The organism is Streptomyces flavofungini (genome assembly GCF_030388665.1).
GTDB lineage: Bacteria > Actinomycetota > Actinomycetes > Streptomycetales > Streptomycetaceae > Streptomyces > Streptomyces flavofungini_A.
In genome coordinates this window covers 8,547,358-8,564,149 of sequence record NZ_CP128846.1, presented here as the reverse complement: position 1 = coordinate 8,564,149, position 16,792 = coordinate 8,547,358, and the positions used below count along the sequence as shown (strand labels likewise).

Genomic DNA, 16,792 nt, shown 5'->3' with positions numbered 1-16,792 from the left:
GTGAGCGGACGGGCTCAGCGCGGCGGTGTCCGCCTCAGGGCGTGCCCCGACGTCAGGGCGAGTCCCGTGACGAGCCGCCAGTCCACCGGCGGCCGGGCCTTGCGCAGGCCCGGCCGCCGTCGCGGTACCAGCACCCGCAGGGCCCGTGGCCGCAGCTCGCAGTGGACCGGGGTGCGCAGCACCAGCGCCTCGCCGTCGACGCCGGCGGGGATCCGCTCCTGGTCGGCGTCGACCACCACCGTCGTCGCCGTCGCCCGTGTCAGGCCCGCGGCGCGCCGCCCCCGCAGCAGCCCGGCGGCGTGCGCGGCACTGGTCACCCGGACGCCGACGCAGCCGAGCACACCGGCGTCCACGCGGGCGCGGTGCCCCAGTCCCGCGATGTCACCGGTGCCGTAGGAGTTGTTGCTCACCAGCAGGGCCTGCGGCCCACAGAAGGTCGTCTCCTCGGCGCGCGCGGTCAGGTGTGCGCCCTTGTGGCCGAGGAGCAGGTCGGGGAGCAGGTTCAGGGTGGTGCGGGTCTTGCCGTCGCGGTACGAGGGGCTCTGCACGACTTCCGCGTAGGCGCCGAACGACACGTTGTTGACGAACGGGCGGTCGCCTGCCCGGCCGATGTCGACGTGGAGTTCCACGCCGTCGCGCAGCGCGTCCAGGGCCTTCGACGGGTCGTCCCGGTCCAGTCCCAGGTCGAGCGCGAAGTGGTTGCGTGTGCCTGCCGGGATCACCAGGAAGGGGAGCCGCAGGTCGGCGGCGACATCGGCGACCAGCGCCTGGGTGCCGTCGCCACCCGCGACCCCGAGGAGGTCGGCGCCCTCGGCCGCGGCCTTGCGCGCCAGTTCCGCCACGTCCGTCTCACCGCGCCGCTCCAGGAGCCGTACCTCCGCCCCCAGCGACTCGGCCCGCTCGCGCAGGGCGAAGCGGCGCACCTTGCCGCCGCCGGAGCGCGGATTCATGATCAGTACCGGGTGCCGGATCTCGGGCGCCGGATGTTCGGGCATCGGGTCCGGCTCGTCGTGCCGGGCGACGGCGGCCCGCCCGGCGCCGAGCGCGACCGGCCAGAGCGCGAGGGCCAGGGCGGCGACCCACACCAGGTCGGCCCTGGCGTACTCCACGAGGACCCACAGGGGTGCGGCCACAGCGAGGAGCAGGGCCAGGAACCGCAGGAGACCCCGCCGACTGAGCCCCCACCAGATCGCGGCGGCGGTGAGCGCCAGGCCCGCGAGTCCGACGGCAAGGAGACCGAAGGTCCGCGTTCCCGCGAACACGGCCGGGACCAGCACCACTCCGGCGGCCGCGACCAGCGCCACGCGCGCCAGCCACCGCCGCCCCCGCATCGTCGGTTTCATGAGGTCACCGTGCAGGCCGGGGCCCGCCCTCGCATCACCCCCGGAAGGTGATCCGCACGCCGGGCCCGGGGACCGGCCCCCGTTCTCACACCGCGGGGGTGACGCCACCGGGCCCGCGCGGCCCCACCGTGCCCTTCCAGGAGGGAGGCCTCATGTCCGAGACCAAGCACACGCACGCCACCCCGGAGGAACGGGCCGCGCGCGGAAGGGCGGCGCGCACGCTGGTACCGCGTTCGAGCCACGAGGAGTTCGCGCCGGGCGCGGACCGGCCGGACCCGGTCGAGGTGATCGAGCGGCAGTCGGCGAGCCGGGTCCCGGAGCTGGTGCCGATCCGCTACGGGCGGATGCTGGAGTCGCCCTTCCGCTTCTTCCGCGGCGCGGCGGCGATCATGGCGCAGGATCTGGCGGGTACGCCGACGAGCGGCATCATGACCCAGCTGTGCGGCGACGCGCACATGCTGAACTTCCGGCTGCTCGCCTCGCCGGAGCGGCATCTGATGTTCGACATCAACGACTTCGACGAGACCCACCCGGGCCCGTGGGAGTGGGACGTCAAGCGGCTGTGCGCGAGTCTGGTGATCGCCGGGCGCGGCAACGGGTTCAGCGCGCCGGAGCGGACGGGCGTGGTCCGCGAGTCCGTGCGCGGGTACCGGGAGGCGATGGACGACTTCGCCGGGATGCGCAACGTGGACGTGTGGTACACCCGGGTCGACGCGGACGAGTTGTACAAGGTGCTCGTCGAGCAGCTGCGGCCGCGGACGGCGCGGCGGCTGTCGCGCACGCTCACCAAGGCACGCACCCGCGACCACCTCCAGGCCCTGGACAGGCTCTCCCACAAGGTCGGCGGCGAAGTGCGCATCACCCCGGACCCGCCGCTGGTGATCCCCTTGGACGAGCTGCTGCCCGACGTCGAACGGACGCGCCTGGAAGGGCAGTTGCGCGACCTCGTCGGGGGCTACGCACACAGCCTGTCGTCGGACCGCCGGGCGCTGCTCGCCCAGTACCGCGTGGTCGACATGGCCCGCAAGGTGGTGGGCGTCGGCAGCGTCGGCACCCGCTGCTGGATCATCCTGCTGCTGGGCAGGGACGACCGGGACCCCCTCTTCCTGCAGGCGAAGGAGGCGCAGGACTCGGCGCTCGCGGACTTCACCGAACCGAGCGGGTACGGGCACCAGGGCGAGCGGGTCGTGGCCGGGCAGCGGCTGATGCAGGCCACGAGCGACATGTTCCTGGGCTGGGAACGGGTCACGGGCCTGGACGGCCGGCAACGCGACTTCTACGTACGGCAGTTGCGGGACTGGAAGGCGATACCCAAGGCGGACACGATGGCGCCGGACCTCATGCGGCTGTTCGGGAGGCTGTGCGGGGCGACGCTGGCGCGTGCCCACGCGCGCTCCGGCGACCGCATCGCGATCGCCGCGTATCTCGGGCAGTCCGACTCCTTCGACCGCGCGATCGCCCGGTTCGCCGAGTCCTACGCCGACCGGAACGAGCACGACCACCGGGCGCTGGTCGAGGCCGTGCGGGACGGGCGGGTCACCGCGGTGTCAGCGTGAGGGCGGGGCCGGTGTCCCCAACCGGCCCCTCACGGACGCGTCGTGGGCGAGGACGTACCCGACGGCGGTGCCGAGCACCACGACGACGAAGAAGACGATCAGCCAGGAGAGCAGGGTGAAGACGGTGCCGAGCGTTCCGTACCGCTCGACCCCGTGCTCGAGGGCGCGGGGCAGCCACAGCGCGGAGACCCCGGAGAACACGATCACCCCGACGCCGGTGAGCAGCGCCCCCGGCAGCAGGGGCAGCCAGGGCACGCGCCCGGCGAGCAGCAGGTGCTGGCTCCACCACCAGAGCAGGACGACGGCGGCCAGTTCCAGCACGACACCGAAGGCCGGGCCCGCTCCGAACGCCGTGTGGATCGCACCGCGCAGGACGAGTACCGCGATCCACACGACGAGCCAGCACGCCCAGCGCCAGACCATGACCCGCGCCTCCGCCCGCGGCAGGTGCCAGGAGCGCTCGCACAGCCGCTGCAGGGCCCGGGTGAAGGCCGTGGCGGACAGCAGCGCGACCAGGACACTGGCCGCTCCCCAGCTGTAGGCGGTGCGCTGCGTTCCCGCGAGCAGCTCCTCGACCGGTGCGCGCACCCGTCCGCCGACGGCGAACGTGGAGCGCAGGGAGCTCAGCAGTTCCCGCCGTACGGGGCGCGGGCAGAGGGAGGCGACCGCGATCAGCAGCGGGAGCGCGGCGAGGAACACCTGCGCCGCGAGCCGGGTCGCGGTGTCCAGGATGTTGACGTGCACGAGCTGATGGACGACGCGGGGTGTCAGCGACCGGGCGGGGCGGGCGCTCACCATGACGGTGCCCTCTCACAGCGGGAAAGCCTTGCCCGCGCATGCTCGCGCCCACCCGGCCGCCGCGCGTCGCCTGCCGCGGGTGACGCCGGTCCGCCGTCTGCCGTCCACTGCCCGCAGTCGGCGCAGTCAGCAGTCCACCTCCGTCCTCGGGCTTCCCGCCCCGAGTTCAGTGCCCCACCACGACTTTGACGGACACGATCACCGAACCGAGCGCGAGGTGGACGAGGGCCTCAGCGGCCAACCGCGGCCGTGCGGCACCGGCACGCGCCGCGCCGACGGTGGCCCAGCCGACTTGCTGGGCGACCGCCGTGCCGAGGGCGGCCCAGCCCGTGGCACGCTCGTCGAGGCCGAGGAGCGCGCCCACACCGACGGCGGCCGCGGGCAGCGCGGCGGCCTGGACGATCGGCCACTCCCGCACGGCCGCCAGGCGTACCGCGCGCCACCCCCCGCCCCGTCCGGCGGCCCGTTCGCCGACGAGGTGGGCGTAGACGTGCGCGGCCCAGAACACCAGGCCGGTGACGCCGAGCAGGAGCACGAGCCGCAGGCGGGGGTAGTCGCCGACGCTGCCCGCGGTGGCCACCACCGAGGCGGCGAGGAGGGAGCCGTACACCGCCCCGGCGCAGTCCGACCCGGAGCGCTCGTGCGACGCCCCGGGGTGCCCGTGCGGCCGGGAGCGCCCCGGGGCGGGGGACGAGTTCTTCATGTTCTTCATGTGCCGGCCTCCCCGCGTGGCCGCGGATCACCTTCCAGGGGTGATACGGCGCGATGAGCCGTCCACGAGGGTGGCGCCATCGGATCGACCGGAGGTGTGCCGTGGACGACTACCCGCTGCTCGGAATCTTCTGGACCATGCTGATCTTCTTCCTGTGGATCATGTGGTTCCTCATCGTGGTCCACATCGTCGTGGACATCTTCCGCAACGAGGACCTCAGCGGCCTGGCCAAGGCGGGCTGGCTGCTGCTCGTGCTCCTGCTGCCGCTCCTCGGCGTCGCCATCTATCTCATCGTCCAGGGCAAGGGGATCAGCCGCCGTACCGGCCACCGCGGGTACAGGGGCGCGTCCGACCTCGGGCCGTACCCGGTGGCCACGTCGTCGTCCGGCGGTGACGTCCGGGAGTTGGAGCGGCTCGCGGAACTGCACCGGGCGGGGGCGCTCTCCCAGGCGGAGTTCGATCATGCCAAGCACAGGTTCCTCGCCTACTGAGCCCGGAACGCGGCGACGGCGGACTCGATGGTCGGGAAGAAGTGGCGCGGGTCGATGGTGCGCGTCAGCCCGTACCGCTCGACCTTCTGCCGTACGGGGTCCTTGAGTTCGGCGAAGACGAGGTGGACGCCGCGGGCGTTCAGCGTCTCGTCGAGCTCTTCGAGGACGTCGGCGGCCGTGGTGTCCACATCGGTCATCGGTTCGGCCGCGAGGACGATCCACTCCGGCCGCGGGTCCGCGCGGGCGAGCCGCAGCACCTCGTCGCGGAACGTCTTGGCGTTGGCGAAGATCAGCGGGGCGTCGAAGCGGTAGATGACGAGGCCGGGCACGGGTTCGGCACCCGGGTGGGACCGGACGTCGTGGTAGCCCGCGAGGCCCGCCGCCCGGCCGAGGACCGTCGCGTAGGGCCACCACGCCCGCCGGAAGACGTTCAGGACGGACAGGGCGACGGCCAGGCCGATGCCGGGCAGCACCCCGAGCAGGGCGACCCCGAGGAACGCGGCCGCGGCGAGCAGGAACTCCGCCCTGCGCTGCCGCCACAGCCGCAGGGCCCCGGGGATGTCGGCGAGGGAGAGCGAGGCGGTGATGACGACCGCCGCGAGGACGGGCTGGGGCAGCTGGCGGAACAGGCCGGGCACGAGCACGAGCATGAGGACGATGAGGCCCGCGCCGACGACCCCGGTGAGCTGTGTCCTGGCGCCGGCCCGCTCGGCGACGGCGGTGCGCGACCCGCTCGTGCTGACCGGGAAGCCCTGGAAGAGCCCGGCGGCCAGGTTGGCCGCGCCGACCCCGGCCATCTCCTGGTTGCCGCGCACCTCCTGGCCGGTGCGGGCGGCGAAGGCGGACGCGTTGGAAATGGTGTCCGCGAGCGACACGACGGCGATGCCGAGCGCTCCGGCGCACAGCGGCACCAGGTCGTCAAGGCGCACGTCGGGGACCGTCAGCGGAGGCAGGCCCTCCGGCAACTCGCCGACCAGCGACACCCCGTGCTCCCCCAGGTCGAAGGCGGCCGCCGCGGCCATCGCCGCCACCACCGCGACGAGGACCGCGGGAACCTTCGGCAACCAGCGCTGGAGGACCAGGATCAGCGCGATGCCGGCCGCGCCCACCACGGCCGCCGCGGCCACGGCCTCGCCGTCGACGAGCGCCTCGACGAACGCGACGGCCTCGTCGACGAGCCCGTCCGCGTCCACGTCGAAGCCGAACAGCTTGGGGAGCTGGCCCACCAGGATGGTCAGCGCCAGGCCGTTCATGTAGCCGATCATCGTGGGCTTGGAGATCAGGTCGGCGATGAAGCCGAGCTTGGCGACCGAGGCGAGGATCATGATGGCGGCGACCATGAGCGCAAGCGTCGACGCCAGGGCGACCGCCCGGTCCGGATCGCCGTCGGCGGCGATCAGGGGCACGATCGTGGCGGCGATCATGGGGCCGAGCGAGGAGTCAGGGCCGAGGACGAGGACCCGTGACGGGCCGCACACCGCGTAACCCAGCAGACACAGCACGGACGTGTACAGGCCGGTGATCGCGGGCAGCCCGGCCAGTTCGGCGTACGCCATGCCCTGCGGCACGAGCAGCGTGGTGAGCACGAGCCCCGCGGTGAGGTCCTTGCCGAGCCACTCGCGCCGGTACGTCGTGACCACGCGGACCCCCGGCACCGCCCGCGCCAGGGACGTGAGCACCACCGCACCGCGCTCCGACGCTCTCATGGGTCTCCTCCCCGCCGGGCCCACGGCTCCGGACGCGACCGGGCCCGGCGCCCGTAGCGGGCAGGGTCGCCCCGGCCCGGCGGAGATGTCCTCACCCCACGGGGGTGGTTGAACCGCGCCCCGCCACGTAACCGGTGCGGACAAACGGCGTTGGGGAACCGTGGGGATCTGGCTGCTGAACACCTTCGGGACGCTCGCGCTCGCCTGCCTGCTCGCGGGCGGCGCCGTGTGCGTCGGCGTGCTGGGCACGCTGCTGCTGCGGCGTGCGCTGCCCCAGGCGGCGGACGGCAGATACAACGACATGGTCGGTGTCGTGCTCGGCATGTACGCGGCGATCTACGGCATCATCCTCGCGTTCGTCGTCGTGGCCGAGTGGGAGGGCCTCAACGACGCGGAGACGAACGTCGCCGTCGAGGCCAGCCAGACCGCGGAGGTGCTGCGGGACGCCTCCGCGTTCCCGCCCGACCAGGAGCGCCGGGTGACGGAGGCCGTCGACGCGTACGTCCACGCGATCGTCGAGAAGCAGTGGCCGATGATGCGCGAGGGCAGGCCCGACCCGGGCGCCACCAACCCTCAAGTGGTCAGGCTCTACGAGGTGTTCCAGGAGTACGAGCCGAGGACCGAGGCACAGAAGGTCTACTACGAGCAGTCCGTGTCCACCCTGGGGGAGATCGCCTCGGCACGCCGCACCCGGCTCGCCGACTCGCAGCAGTCCCTGCCGGTGCTCCTCAACGTCCTCGTCTACGGCGGCGCGCTCGTCATGCTGCCGCTGACGTTCCTCTACGGCATCAAGAGCCTGCGCGCCCAGCTGATGTTCGTCGTCTCGGTCGCCGGGCTGATCGGCGTGAGCCTGCTCCTGTGCCTCACCCTCGACCACCCGTTCTCCGGGGACCTCTCCGTCTCTCCGGCTCCGTTCAAGGAGGGCGTACTCGCCCAGTTCTGGCCGTGAGACGCACCGGCCCCGGTCAGCGACCGGGGCCGGTGCGCGGTCGCGGTGCTCAGCCCTCGGCGGACGAGAACACGACGGCGTCCACGTCGAAGGAGTTGTCCTGCGGCGATGTGAAGACCACATACAGCTTGTGGGTGCCGGTCAGGGCCTCGATGTCGACGGCCGGGGTGTTCTGGTACGTGTCCCAGCCTCCGGTGTCGAGCACCGGTGTGGTGGCGAGGAGTTTGCCGTCGGGGGCGTCGGCACGGAGTTCGATGGAGCCCACTCCGTACGGGGACGACATGCGGTACGTGACCTTGACGACGCCTTCGACGCTCATGGGCGTGAAGGCGATCCAGTCGCCGTCGCTGACGTCACCGATGCGTTTGCCGTTCTCCGCGCCCGCCTGGGAGACGATCCGGGTCCCCGACTGGTCGTCGTGGTACTCGGCCTGCTTGTGCTTGGGGTGCATGACCGAGCGGTCGTAGCCCGTCAGGGCGCCGGTCCCGGCGGAACCCTTGTCGGTGTACTTGGCGTTGAGGACGTAGGTGAGGTCGGCGCCCTCGGGGTGGCCGCCTAGGTCACCGGTGTCCACGGTGCCCTCGCAGCCGGGGATGTCGGTGGTCGGGTGCTCGTGGTCGTCGTGGCCGAGGGCGGGGTTCACGAAGACCTTGGAGCAGTCGATCGCGCCGTCCTCGGGGTCGGTGACCTTCACCTTGTACGGGATCTTGTCGCCGAAGGTGATGAGCTTGCCGTCGACGGGGGTCTCGACGGTCACCTCGGGTGCCGTGTTGCCCGCCGTGATGGGGATGTTGGCGTAGCCCGACTTCCCCGAGGGGTCGGTGACCTTCAGCTGGGCGTTGAAGTCGCCCTTGGTGGTGTAGGTGTGCGAGGGGTTGGCCTCCGTGGAGTCGTAGGTGCCGTCGCCGTCGAAGTCCCAGGCGTAGGTGAGGGGGTCGCCGTCCGGGTCCTTGCTGCCCTCGCTGGAGAAGTCGGTCTTCAGGGGCACGGGGCCGTTGGTGGCGGAGGCCTTGGCCTTGGCGATCGGGATGCGCTGCCCCTGCGCGTAGTCGATCCGGTAGAGGCCCGAGTCGTTGTTGCCGCCGCCGAACTCACTGCCCCACTCAAGGACGTACAGCGAACCGTCGGGGCCGAACGTCATGTCCATGGGCTTGGCGAACTTCGCCGACTTCAGGAAGTCATTGATCTTCAGGAGCTTCCCGGAGTCGTCGAAGCGCATCTCCTTCACGGAGTTGCGCGCCCACTCGTAGAAGAAGTTCGCGCCGTCGAAGTACTGCGGGAACTTCGTCTTCGAGGGGTTCTCGGCGTCGTAGCGGTAGACGGGGCCGCTCATCGGCGCGGAGCCGCCGGTGCCCATTTCCGGGAACTCCTTGGAGGCGCCGTAGCCGTACCAGACCTCGGGGAGCGTCAGCGGGGGCAGGTCCTTCAGGCCCGTGTTGTTGGGTGAGGGGTTCACCGGCTTCGCGCAGTCGAACTTCGGCCCGGCCTTGTGGGTGTCGGGGTCGTAGGGCGCGTACGCCTGGTTGTTGCCGTGGCAGAAGGGCCAGCCGAAGTTGCCGGGCTTCTTGATGACGTTGTACTCGACGAGGCCCTCGGGTCCGCGTTCGGTCTCGGGGGCACCGCGGTCGGGGCCGTAGTCCGAGACGTGCACGTTGCCGTTCTTCGGGTCGACGGTGAAGCGGAAGGGGTTGCGGAAGCCCATGGCGTAGATCTCGGGGCGGGTCTTGTCCGTGCCGGGCTCGAAGAGGTTGCCCCGGGGGATGGTGTAGCCGCCCTTGTCCTTGGGCTTGACGCGCAGGATCTTGCCGCGCAGGTCATTGGTGTTGCCCGCGGTGCGGGCGGCGTCGAGGTTCTGCTTGCCGGGGCGCCAGTCGAGGGGCGCGTAGCCCTGCCAGTTCGGGTCGAGGTTCGGCGGCACGTCGTCGCCGACGCCGAGGTACAGGGTGCGGTCGGGGCCGAACTCGACGGCACCGCCGGTGTGTCCGGGCTCGGGGAAGGTGCGGTCGCGGTAGGCGGGGACGTCGAGGATCTTCCGCTCGCTCGCGAGGTCGAGGGTGTTGTCCTTCTTGACCGTGAACCGCGAGAGGCGGTTCACGTCGTCCTTGGCGCTCTTGGGCGCGTAATAGAGGTAGATCCAGCGGTTCTCGGCGAACGCCGGGTCCAGCTCCATGCCGACCAGGCCGTCCTCACCGCCGGTGTAGGTGTCGACCTTGCCCGCGGTGGTCGTGGCGTGCGTCTTCGGGTCGAAGATCTTCACCTCGCCGCTGCGCTGGACGTAGAAGACCTTGCCGTCCTGGGCGACGTCGAGCTCCATCGGGTCGGCGGTGTTCTCGTCGAGCGCGACCTTCTCATAGCCCGACCAGACGGTGCCGCCGCAGTCGCCGGGCTTGTTCCCGGCCGCCCACTGGATGCCGCCGAGCACGTGGTCGCGGAAGGCGGGCTCGCTGTACGAGGCCTTGTCGTGGCCCATGGCGGTGGCCCAGACCTTGCCTCCCTCGGCGTTGCGGCACCAGGAGATGGGGTGGTCGGCGCCCATCGCGGACCCGCCCGGGTTGTACGTGGTCTCGTCGGCGGAGACCAGGACGTGCACGTCACCGCGGGGGTTCTTGTCGAAGTTGTACCACTCCTCGGGGCGCTCCCAGCGCTGCGGGAGGCCCTTGGTGGAGGGGTGCACGTGATCGGCGACCTTCGCGGTGCCCTTGAGGACGCCCGGGGAGTGCGCGGGCATGTGGGCGCCGCCGTTGACGGTCTCGTCCCACCACGGGAAGGAGTCCTCGATGCCCATGTCGAGGGTGTTGTGGAGGGCGACGATGCCCTTGCCGCTGCGCACGTGAGTCTGCACGGCCTCGCGCTGGGCGTCGGTGTCCCAGACCATGCCGGAGTTCTGCAGCATGACGATGACGTCGAAGTCCTTGAGCTCGGCGTCGTCGAAGACGGTGGAGTCGTCGGTCTGGACGACCTCGAAGTTGTGGGCGGCGGCCTGTTCCTCGACCATCCGGATGCCGGCCGGGATGGAGTCGTGGACGTAGCCGACGGCCTCGGTGAACAGCAGCGCGCGGAAGGCCGGGGCCTTGTCCGCGGCGGTGGCTCCGGTGGCGGGCAGGAAGCCCACGGCAAGCAGCAGCGCCGTCAGGACGGCCATGACCGCTCTTCGTACGCCTCTGATGTCACGTGCATGACATCCCATGAGGTGGTCCTCTCTGTGTGGACGAAACGGGGCGAGTGCCGGATGCCGGAAGTGCGGGGGCGCCGTGCCCGGGGGTCAGCGGGCCGCGAGCGCGCGGCGCAGGAAGGTGAGGCCGTCGGTGGCGAGCGCGTCCTGGCTCCGGGCGAGCGGGCGCCACACGGAAGCGGCGACCGCGATGGAGGCGTTGTGCGCGGTGAACGACTCGATGCACAGGGCGCCTCGGTAGCCGATCGCGCGCAGCGCGCCGAGGAACCCGGACCAGTCGAGGTGGTCGGCGCCGGGCGCGCCGCGGTCGTTGGCGCACACCTGGACGTGCGCGACTCGACCGCCCGCCTCCTGCGCGGCCGCGGGCAGGGAGCGTTCCTCGATGTTCTGGTGGTACGTGTCGAGCGCGATCCCGATGCCGTCCTCGGGCAGGCCCGCGAGGGCGTCGAGGGTCTGCGCGACGGTGTTGAGCAGGCTCGTCTCGTAGCGGTTGAGGGGCTCGACGGCGATGCGCACTGCGGCGCGGCGCGCGTGGTCGACGACCGGGGCGATGTGCTCGCGCCACTCCTCGTACGCGGCGGTCCGCTCGGCGGGGTCCATGCGCCAGGTGCGGCCCACGGCCGCGTGGACGGGGCCCGCGACGACGGGGGCGCCGATCGTGTGGGCGGCGTCGACGCAGCGACGGAGGTAGTCCTGGGTGGCGCGCACGGTCGTCGGGTCGGCGCGGACCAGGTCGCGGCCGGGCGGCATGACGGCGATGACGGCGGCGGGGGCGAGGCCGGTGCTTTCGAGCAGCTTGACGGTGGCCTCGGGCTCCCAGTCGTCGGGCTGCTCCAGGGGGAGTTCGGCGCAGTCGAAGCCCCAGGAGGACAGGCGCGGCAGGACCTCGGCGAGGGCCCGTGCGGTGACGGGCGAGTGCCAGATCCAGGGGTTCGCGCCCACGGGCAGGGGTGCGGGGTCCGGCCGCGGGAGGTCACGCCCCGGGTCTCCCTCGGGCCGCGTCACTTCTTGCCTCCCCAGGCCCCGGGGAACCCGGGCAGCTTCTGGCAGCCGCACATCGCGTAGTGCAGCGGCGGCATGCCGTCCTGGAGGTAGTCGTCGAGGTTGGCCTCGGTGACGGTGGGCTGCGGCAGCTTCCACTCCTCGGGCACCCGCTCGCCCCTGAGGATGCGCAGGGCGGCGATCACCGGGGTGCGCCACTGGAACGTGGGATAGGTGGGGGCGATCGCGGTGAGCTTCTTGTCCTTCCAGGCCTCCAGGAAGTCCTGCTGGTCCTCGCCGGTGATCGGGGGCACGTCGGCACCCGAGTCCTCGAAGGCCTCCACCGCGGCCACGGCCGTGGCCCCGGAGTCCATCCACACGCCGTCGATCGAACCGTGCCGGGAGATCGCGTCGGACACGACGGACTTGGTCTTCGCCGGGTCGCCGTCGGTGAACTTCACGTCCACGACGTCCAGTTCGCTCTTGTCGAAGGCGAGCTTCGCGGCGGACCAGCGGGTCTCCAGGACGTCGACGCCGGGCGAGATGCGCAGCGCGAGGATCTTGCCCTTGGGCTCGACCTCGTCCACGAGGAAGTCGGCGGCGACGGCACCGTAGCCGTAGCCGCCGATGGGGTTGATGAAGGTCACGGCACAGTCGGTCTCCACGCCCCGGTCGAAAACGATGACGGGCAGCTTGCCGCAGGCCTCCTTCACCGCGGGCGTGAGGGTGGCGGTGGTGTTGGGCGAGACGATGAGCGCGTCGCAGTCCTTGTTTCCCGCGAGCTCCTGGATGTCGGAGATCTGCTTGTCGTCCTTGCCCTGGGCGTCCAGGACGGTGAAGTCGTCGATCTCGTCGTGCAGTTCGGCCTCTGCCTTCATGTTCTTCAGACCGACCTGCCGCCAGGGGTTGAAGACCCCGGCGTTGGAGAAGCACAGGTCGACGTCGTCGCCCTCGCCCTTCTTCCGGTACCTGGCGGTGTCGGTCATCTTCGGTTCGAGCATCTGCTCCCAGGGCTTCGCGGCCGGGCCCTTCGGGGTCAGCCCGCTGAGCGTCAACTGCCGGTCGTACTCGACCCGGTCGAAGAACTTGGACGGCTTGTCCCCGCTGTCGCCCTTCTGCCCGGCGCTGTGCCCGGCGTTCTGCCCGGACGCGGCGGGCGCGTCGGCGGGGGCGTCGCTGGAGCAAGCGGTGAGCGCGGCGAGCAGGGCGGTGGCGAGGACGGCGGCGGCCGCGGGAGTGGTGGGGCGGCGGCGGGGTCGCGGGCTACGGCTGCGGGTCATGGGGGTGTCCCTCCCGGTGGGTGCGCGATGGGGTGGCCGGTGCGGGCGGTGCTGCCGTGGGCGGGCCCGGCGGGTGGCCGCGTCGGCGCAGCCGGGAGAAGTCGGCGGCGCCGAGCCCGACGGCGGTGATGACGATGACGCCCTGGACGGTGGACTCCAACGCCCCGGACACGCCTTGGAGGTTGAGCAGCGTGAACAGCGCCTGCAGCGAGAAGGCGCCCGCCATCGCGGCCACGACGCTGCCCCGCCCGCCGCCGAGGGCAACGCCGCCGAGCACGACGGCGGTGATCGCCTCGAACTCGTACCCCCGGCCCGCCTGCGCGGACACCCCGGAGAAGCCCCCGACGAGCACGGCGGCAAGGGCGGCGGCGACACCCGAGAGCACGAACGCCAGGACGCGGACCCGTCGCACCCGCACCCCGGCCAGATGGGCGGCGCGTTCGCTGTCCCCGGTGGCGACGAGCGTGCGCCCGAAGTCGGAGCGCGTCAGGAGCGCCACGAGGACGCCCGCGACGACGCAGGCGAGCACGGCCCACGGCAGCCAGCCGAACGCCGTGTCCCGGCCGAGGCGGCGGAAGTCCTCCGGAAGCCGGCCCTGGGGGGAGCCGCCCGTCCAGTAGAAGACGGCGCCTTCGAGGATCAGCATCATGCCGAGCGTGGTGATGAACGACGGCACCCGGAGCACGGTGGTGATCAGCCCGTTCAGGAGACCGGCCGCGGCGCCCGCGAGAAGCAGTCCCGCGGTCATCAGCGCCCAGGGGGCACCGGGGTGCGTTCCGTAGACCTCGGCCGCCGCGACCACCCCGGCGGTGACGATCGCGCCGACGGACAGGTCGAACTCGCCGCACACGATGACCAGGTACTGCCCGGCGGCGAGGATCACCAGCGGTGCCGCGCGCTTGACGAAGGCGAGGAAGCGGTCGGGTTCGTAGAAGCCGGGGTCGGTCGCGGCGAGCGCCAGGAGGAGCACGATCAGGAGGGCGTAGACGGGCGCGCCCGTGCCGAGGGTGCGGGCCAGGGCCCGGTAGGGGGCGGTGGCGGCCTTCGTGGTCCGCTCCGGCGCCGCGTTCGTGGCCGTGCCGGTGCTCATGCGGATCTCCTGGCGCCGTGCCGGGCGTAGAGGGCGACGGCGGCGATGATGACGACGCCGCGCACGACGTTCTTGAAGAAGGGGTCGACGCCGAGCTGGTTGAAGACGGAGTCGAGGACGGCGAGCACGAGGACGCCGCCGAGGGTGCCGACCACTCCCCCGCGCCCGCCCGCGAGCACGGTGCCGCCGAGGACGACGGCCGCGATGGACTCCAGGTCGTAGCGGGCCTCGGTGCCGGCCCACGGCGCTCCTGCGCCCAGGCGCGAGGCGAGGAACAGGGCGGCGGCGCCCACGCACAACGAGCACAGGACGTGGGCGGCGATCACGGTGCGGCGGGTGCGGACGCCGGACAGGCGGGCCGCGTGCTCGTCGCCGCCGGTCGCGTACAGGTGATGGCCGAAGCGGGTGCGCCGGGTGATCACCCACAGCGCCGCGGTGACGGCGAGGAGCAGGAAGAGGGAGACGGGGATCGGGCCCATCCGGTCGTAGCCGAGGTGCTGGAAGGAGGCGGGGACCTTGCCCGCGGGCCCGGTGTAGTTGTCCTCGATCCAGCCGCGCAGGATGAAGGCGGTGCCGAGGGTCGCGATGAACGCGTTGACCTTCAGACCGGTGACGATCAGACCGTTGGCGAGCCCGACGGCCGCGGACAGCGCGAGGACCGCGAGGACCCCGGTGACGACGGAGCCGTTCTCCATCGTGGTGGCGGCGACAAGGGTCCCGAGGCTGATGAGGTACGCCACCGACAGGTCGAGGGAGCCGGTGAGGATGACGGCGGTCTGGCCGACGGCGACGAGACCGAGTGCCACGCTGTTCTGCAGGATGCCGACGACGTTGGTGAGGGTGAGGAAGTCGCCGCCGCGCGCGGCCACGGCGATCCACCCGAGCGCGGTGACGGCCGCGGCGGCGAGCCAGACCCCGACGGCGGGGTCGGCGAGCCGGTGGCGGCCGAGCGGGGCGCGGGTCTTCGCCGGGGCCGGAGAGGGCCGGGGGACGAGGGCGGTACCGGTCATGCCACTCCTTCCTGCGGGGTCGGGGCGGACGGGGGCGGGGTGGCGTCCGGGGCGGACGGGGTCGGGGTGGTCCCGTCCGGAGCGGACGGAGGCGCGGCGGTCCCGTCCGGGGCGACGGTGTCGGAGGAGGCGCCGTCAGAGCCGGCCCTGTCCGAGCTCGCGCTGCCCGGACCGGTCGCCGCGGCGCCGTCCCGGGTGGTCGTCGCGAGGCGCATCACGTCCTCCTCGCTCGCCCCGGCGGGCAGTTCACCGGCGATGCGCCCCTCGGCCATGACGAGGATCCGGTCGCTCATGCCGATCAGTTCGGGCAGTTCCGACGAGACGATGAGGACGGCGAGGCCTTCGCGGGCGAGGTCGCGCACCAACGTGTGGATGGCGGCCTTGGCGCCGACGTCGACACCGCGGGTGGGTTCGTCGAAGAGCAGCACCCGGGGGCGGGCGGCGAGCCACTTGGCGATGACGACCTTCTGCTGGTTGCCGCCGGACAGAAAGCGGGCCTCCTGGTGCTCACCGCGCGCCTGGAGCCGGACCTTCTCCAGGAGCGCCGTCACCTCCCGTGCCGTTGGGGGCCGTTCGCGGCCCGGCACGGCGCGGGTCACCAGCAGCGCGTTGTCCCGCACGGACTGGCGCAGCGCGAGCCCCTCCGCCTTGCGGTCCTCCGTGACGAGGGCGACACCGGCGCGGATGGCCTGGCGCGGCGTGCCGGGCCTGAGCGCCGCCCCGTCGACGGTCATGGTGCCCGTGGTGAAGGGCGCGGCGCCGAAGAGGGCCCGGACGAGGGAGGTGCGGCCCGCCCCCTGGAGGCCCGCGACGCCGGTGACCTCGCCCGCGCGCAGCGTCAGGTCGATGCCGGTGAGCCGGGCGTTGCCGCCGCCGCGCACGGCGAGACGGGCCTCGCCGATCTCCTCGGGGTGGGCGCGCGGCGGGTAGTAGGCGCTGAGCTCGCGGCCCACCATGGCCCGTACGATCCGGTCGGTGTCGGTGTCCTCGGTGCGTACCGTCGTCACGTGGCGGCCGTCCTTGAGGACGGTGACGCGCTGGGACAGGTCGAAGACCTCGCGCAGCCGGTGCGAGATGTACAGGATGCCGAGGCCGCGCGCGGCCAGGCGGCGCACCAAGGCGTGCAGCAGACCCGCCTCGTGGTCGGCGAGCGGCGCGGTCGGCTCGTCCATGACGAGGACGCGCACGTCGGAGGCGAGCGCCTTGACGATCTCGACGGTCTGCTGCCGGGCGACGGACAGGTCGCGCACGTACGTCCGCGGCCCGATCCCGGCCTCGCCGAGGTCGGCGAGGAGCCGGGCGGTGCGGTCCTCCATGGCGCGGCGGTCGACGAGGCCGTAGCGGGTCGGCTCGCGGCCGAGGAAGACGTTCTCGGCGACCGTGCGGTGCGCGAGGAGCGCGAACTCCTGGTGGATGATGCCGATCCCCGCGGCCTGCGCCTGGGCGGGGTGGCTGAAGTGGTGGGGCCGTCCGGCGAGCGTGATGACGCCCTCGTCCGGTACGTGTTCGCCCGCGAGGACCTTCATGAGCGTCGACTTGCCCGCGCCGTTCTCCCCGACCAGGGCGTGCACCTCGCCCGCGGCGAGGTCGAGCGAGACGCCGTGCAGCACGCGCACGCCGAGGAAGCTCTTGGACACGCCGTGCATCGCCACCATCGTGTGCGTCGCCTGCTTCGCATGCATCGCCTGCACCCTCAGCTCCTTC

The 16,792-nt window shown here is 72.4% G+C and carries 13 protein-coding genes; 3 read left to right on the top strand and 10 right to left on the bottom strand.

Features of this window, described 5'->3' with window-relative positions; genetic code table 11:
• Window positions 1–14: 14 nt before the first annotated feature.
• Window positions 15–1,343 carry a diacylglycerol/lipid kinase family protein gene (locus QUY26_RS37145; RefSeq protein WP_289954590.1) on the bottom strand — a complete coding sequence of 443 codons (1,329 nt, stop codon included), beginning with the start codon at window positions 1,341–1,343 and terminating at the stop codon, window positions 15–17.
• A gap of 152 nt (window positions 1,344–1,495) precedes the next feature.
• On the opposite strand from QUY26_RS37145, the gene QUY26_RS37140 reads away from it, so the two are divergent.
• A complete protein-coding gene (locus tag QUY26_RS37140; RefSeq protein ID WP_289954587.1) occupies window positions 1,496–2,899 on the top strand; it encodes a DUF2252 domain-containing protein in 1,404 nt (467 codons plus the stop codon).
• Here the strand turns inward: QUY26_RS37140 and QUY26_RS37135 are convergent.
• The gene (locus QUY26_RS37135; protein WP_289954586.1) at window positions 2,891–3,697 is read right to left on the bottom strand and encodes a YhjD/YihY/BrkB family envelope integrity protein; all 807 of its coding nucleotides are present in this window, start codon (window positions 3,695–3,697) and stop codon (window positions 2,891–2,893) included. The genes QUY26_RS37140 and QUY26_RS37135 overlap by 9 nt on opposite strands.
• Window positions 3,698–3,863: 166 nt before the next feature.
• Window positions 3,864–4,409 carry a hypothetical protein gene (locus tag QUY26_RS37130; RefSeq protein WP_289954585.1) on the bottom strand — a complete coding sequence of 182 codons (546 nt, stop codon included), beginning with the start codon at window positions 4,407–4,409 and terminating at the stop codon, window positions 3,864–3,866.
• 101 nt (window positions 4,410–4,510) lie between these two features.
• On the opposite strand from QUY26_RS37130, the gene QUY26_RS37125 reads away from it, so the two are divergent.
• Window positions 4,511–4,900 carry a PLDc N-terminal domain-containing protein gene (locus QUY26_RS37125; RefSeq protein WP_289954583.1) on the top strand — a complete coding sequence of 130 codons (390 nt, stop codon included), beginning with the start codon at window positions 4,511–4,513 and terminating at the stop codon, window positions 4,898–4,900.
• Here QUY26_RS37125 and QUY26_RS37120 read toward each other — a convergent pair.
• Entirely contained in the window at window positions 4,894–6,606 is a 1,713-nt protein-coding gene (locus tag QUY26_RS37120) for a SulP family inorganic anion transporter (RefSeq protein ID WP_289954581.1), read from the bottom strand. The two genes, QUY26_RS37125 and QUY26_RS37120, sit on opposite strands and share 7 nt — an antisense overlap.
• Before the next feature lie 160 nt (window positions 6,607–6,766).
• On the opposite strand from QUY26_RS37120, the gene QUY26_RS37115 reads away from it, so the two are divergent.
• Window positions 6,767–7,555 (top strand): DUF4239 domain-containing protein, encoded by a 789-nt coding sequence (locus QUY26_RS37115; RefSeq protein ID WP_289954579.1) that lies wholly within the window; start codon window positions 6,767–6,769, stop codon window positions 7,553–7,555.
• Window positions 7,556–7,604: 49 nt separating this feature from the next.
• Here QUY26_RS37115 and QUY26_RS37110 read toward each other — a convergent pair whose 3' ends face one another.
• From QUY26_RS37110 to QUY26_RS37085, 6 genes are all read right to left on the bottom strand, one after another.
• On the bottom strand, window positions 7,605–10,697 hold the full coding sequence (locus QUY26_RS37110) for a ThuA domain-containing protein (protein ID WP_436840467.1): 3,093 nt from the start codon (window positions 10,695–10,697) through the stop codon (window positions 7,605–7,607).
• Window positions 10,698–10,817: 120 nt separating this feature from the next.
• Entirely contained in the window at window positions 10,818–11,732 is a 915-nt protein-coding gene (locus QUY26_RS37105) for a sugar phosphate isomerase/epimerase family protein (protein WP_289954575.1), read from the bottom strand.
• The gene (locus QUY26_RS37100; RefSeq protein WP_289954573.1) at window positions 11,729–12,988 is read right to left on the bottom strand and encodes a substrate-binding domain-containing protein; all 1,260 of its coding nucleotides are present in this window, start codon (window positions 12,986–12,988) and stop codon (window positions 11,729–11,731) included. Before QUY26_RS37100 ends, QUY26_RS37105 begins: the two co-directional genes overlap by 4 nt.
• Window positions 12,972–14,078, bottom strand: a complete 1,107-nt coding sequence (locus tag QUY26_RS37095; RefSeq protein WP_436840466.1) for an ABC transporter permease — start codon at window positions 14,076–14,078, stop codon at window positions 12,972–12,974. Before QUY26_RS37095 ends, QUY26_RS37100 begins: the two co-directional genes overlap by 17 nt.
• Window positions 14,075–15,088: an ABC transporter permease gene (locus QUY26_RS37090; RefSeq protein WP_289954571.1), complete on the bottom strand. Its 1,014-nt coding sequence runs from the start codon at window positions 15,086–15,088 to the stop codon at window positions 14,075–14,077. The genes QUY26_RS37095 and QUY26_RS37090 overlap by 4 nt, the downstream gene beginning before the upstream one ends.
• Window positions 15,085–16,743, bottom strand: coding sequence for a sugar ABC transporter ATP-binding protein (locus tag QUY26_RS37085; RefSeq protein ID WP_289956354.1), 1,659 nt, complete (start codon window positions 16,741–16,743; stop codon window positions 15,085–15,087). Before QUY26_RS37085 ends, QUY26_RS37090 begins: the two co-directional genes overlap by 4 nt.
• Between the last annotated feature and the right edge of the window lie 49 nt (window positions 16,744–16,792).

Excerpts from the sequence above, each read along its gene's own strand:
- QUY26_RS37145 (WP_289954590.1), bottom strand. The coding sequence starts at position 1,343 with ATGAAACCGACGATGCGGGGGCGGCGGTGGCTGGCGCGCGTGGCGCTG.
- QUY26_RS37140 (WP_289954587.1), top strand. The coding sequence starts at position 1,496 with ATGTCCGAGACCAAGCACACGCACGCCACCCCGGAGGAACGGGCCGCG.
- QUY26_RS37135 (WP_289954586.1), bottom strand. The coding sequence starts at position 3,697 with ATGGTGAGCGCCCGCCCCGCCCGGTCGCTGACACCCCGCGTCGTCCAT.
- QUY26_RS37130 (WP_289954585.1), bottom strand. The coding sequence starts at position 4,409 with ATGAAGAACATGAAGAACTCGTCCCCCGCCCCGGGGCGCTCCCGGCCG.
- QUY26_RS37120 (WP_289954581.1), bottom strand. The coding sequence starts at position 6,606 with ATGAGAGCGTCGGAGCGCGGTGCGGTGGTGCTCACGTCCCTGGCGCGG.
- QUY26_RS37110 (WP_436840467.1), bottom strand. The coding sequence starts at position 10,697 with ATGGCCGTCCTGACGGCGCTGCTGCTTGCCGTGGGCTTCCTGCCCGCC.
- QUY26_RS37100 (WP_289954573.1), bottom strand. The coding sequence starts at position 12,988 with ATGACCCGCAGCCGTAGCCCGCGACCCCGCCGCCGCCCCACCACTCCC.
- QUY26_RS37095 (WP_436840466.1), bottom strand. The coding sequence starts at position 14,078 with ATGAGCACCGGCACGGCCACGAACGCGGCGCCGGAGCGGACCACGAAG.
- QUY26_RS37090 (WP_289954571.1), bottom strand. The coding sequence starts at position 15,088 with ATGACCGGTACCGCCCTCGTCCCCCGGCCCTCTCCGGCCCCGGCGAAG.
- QUY26_RS37085 (WP_289956354.1), bottom strand. The coding sequence starts at position 16,743 with ATGGTGGCGATGCACGGCGTGTCCAAGAGCTTCCTCGGCGTGCGCGTG.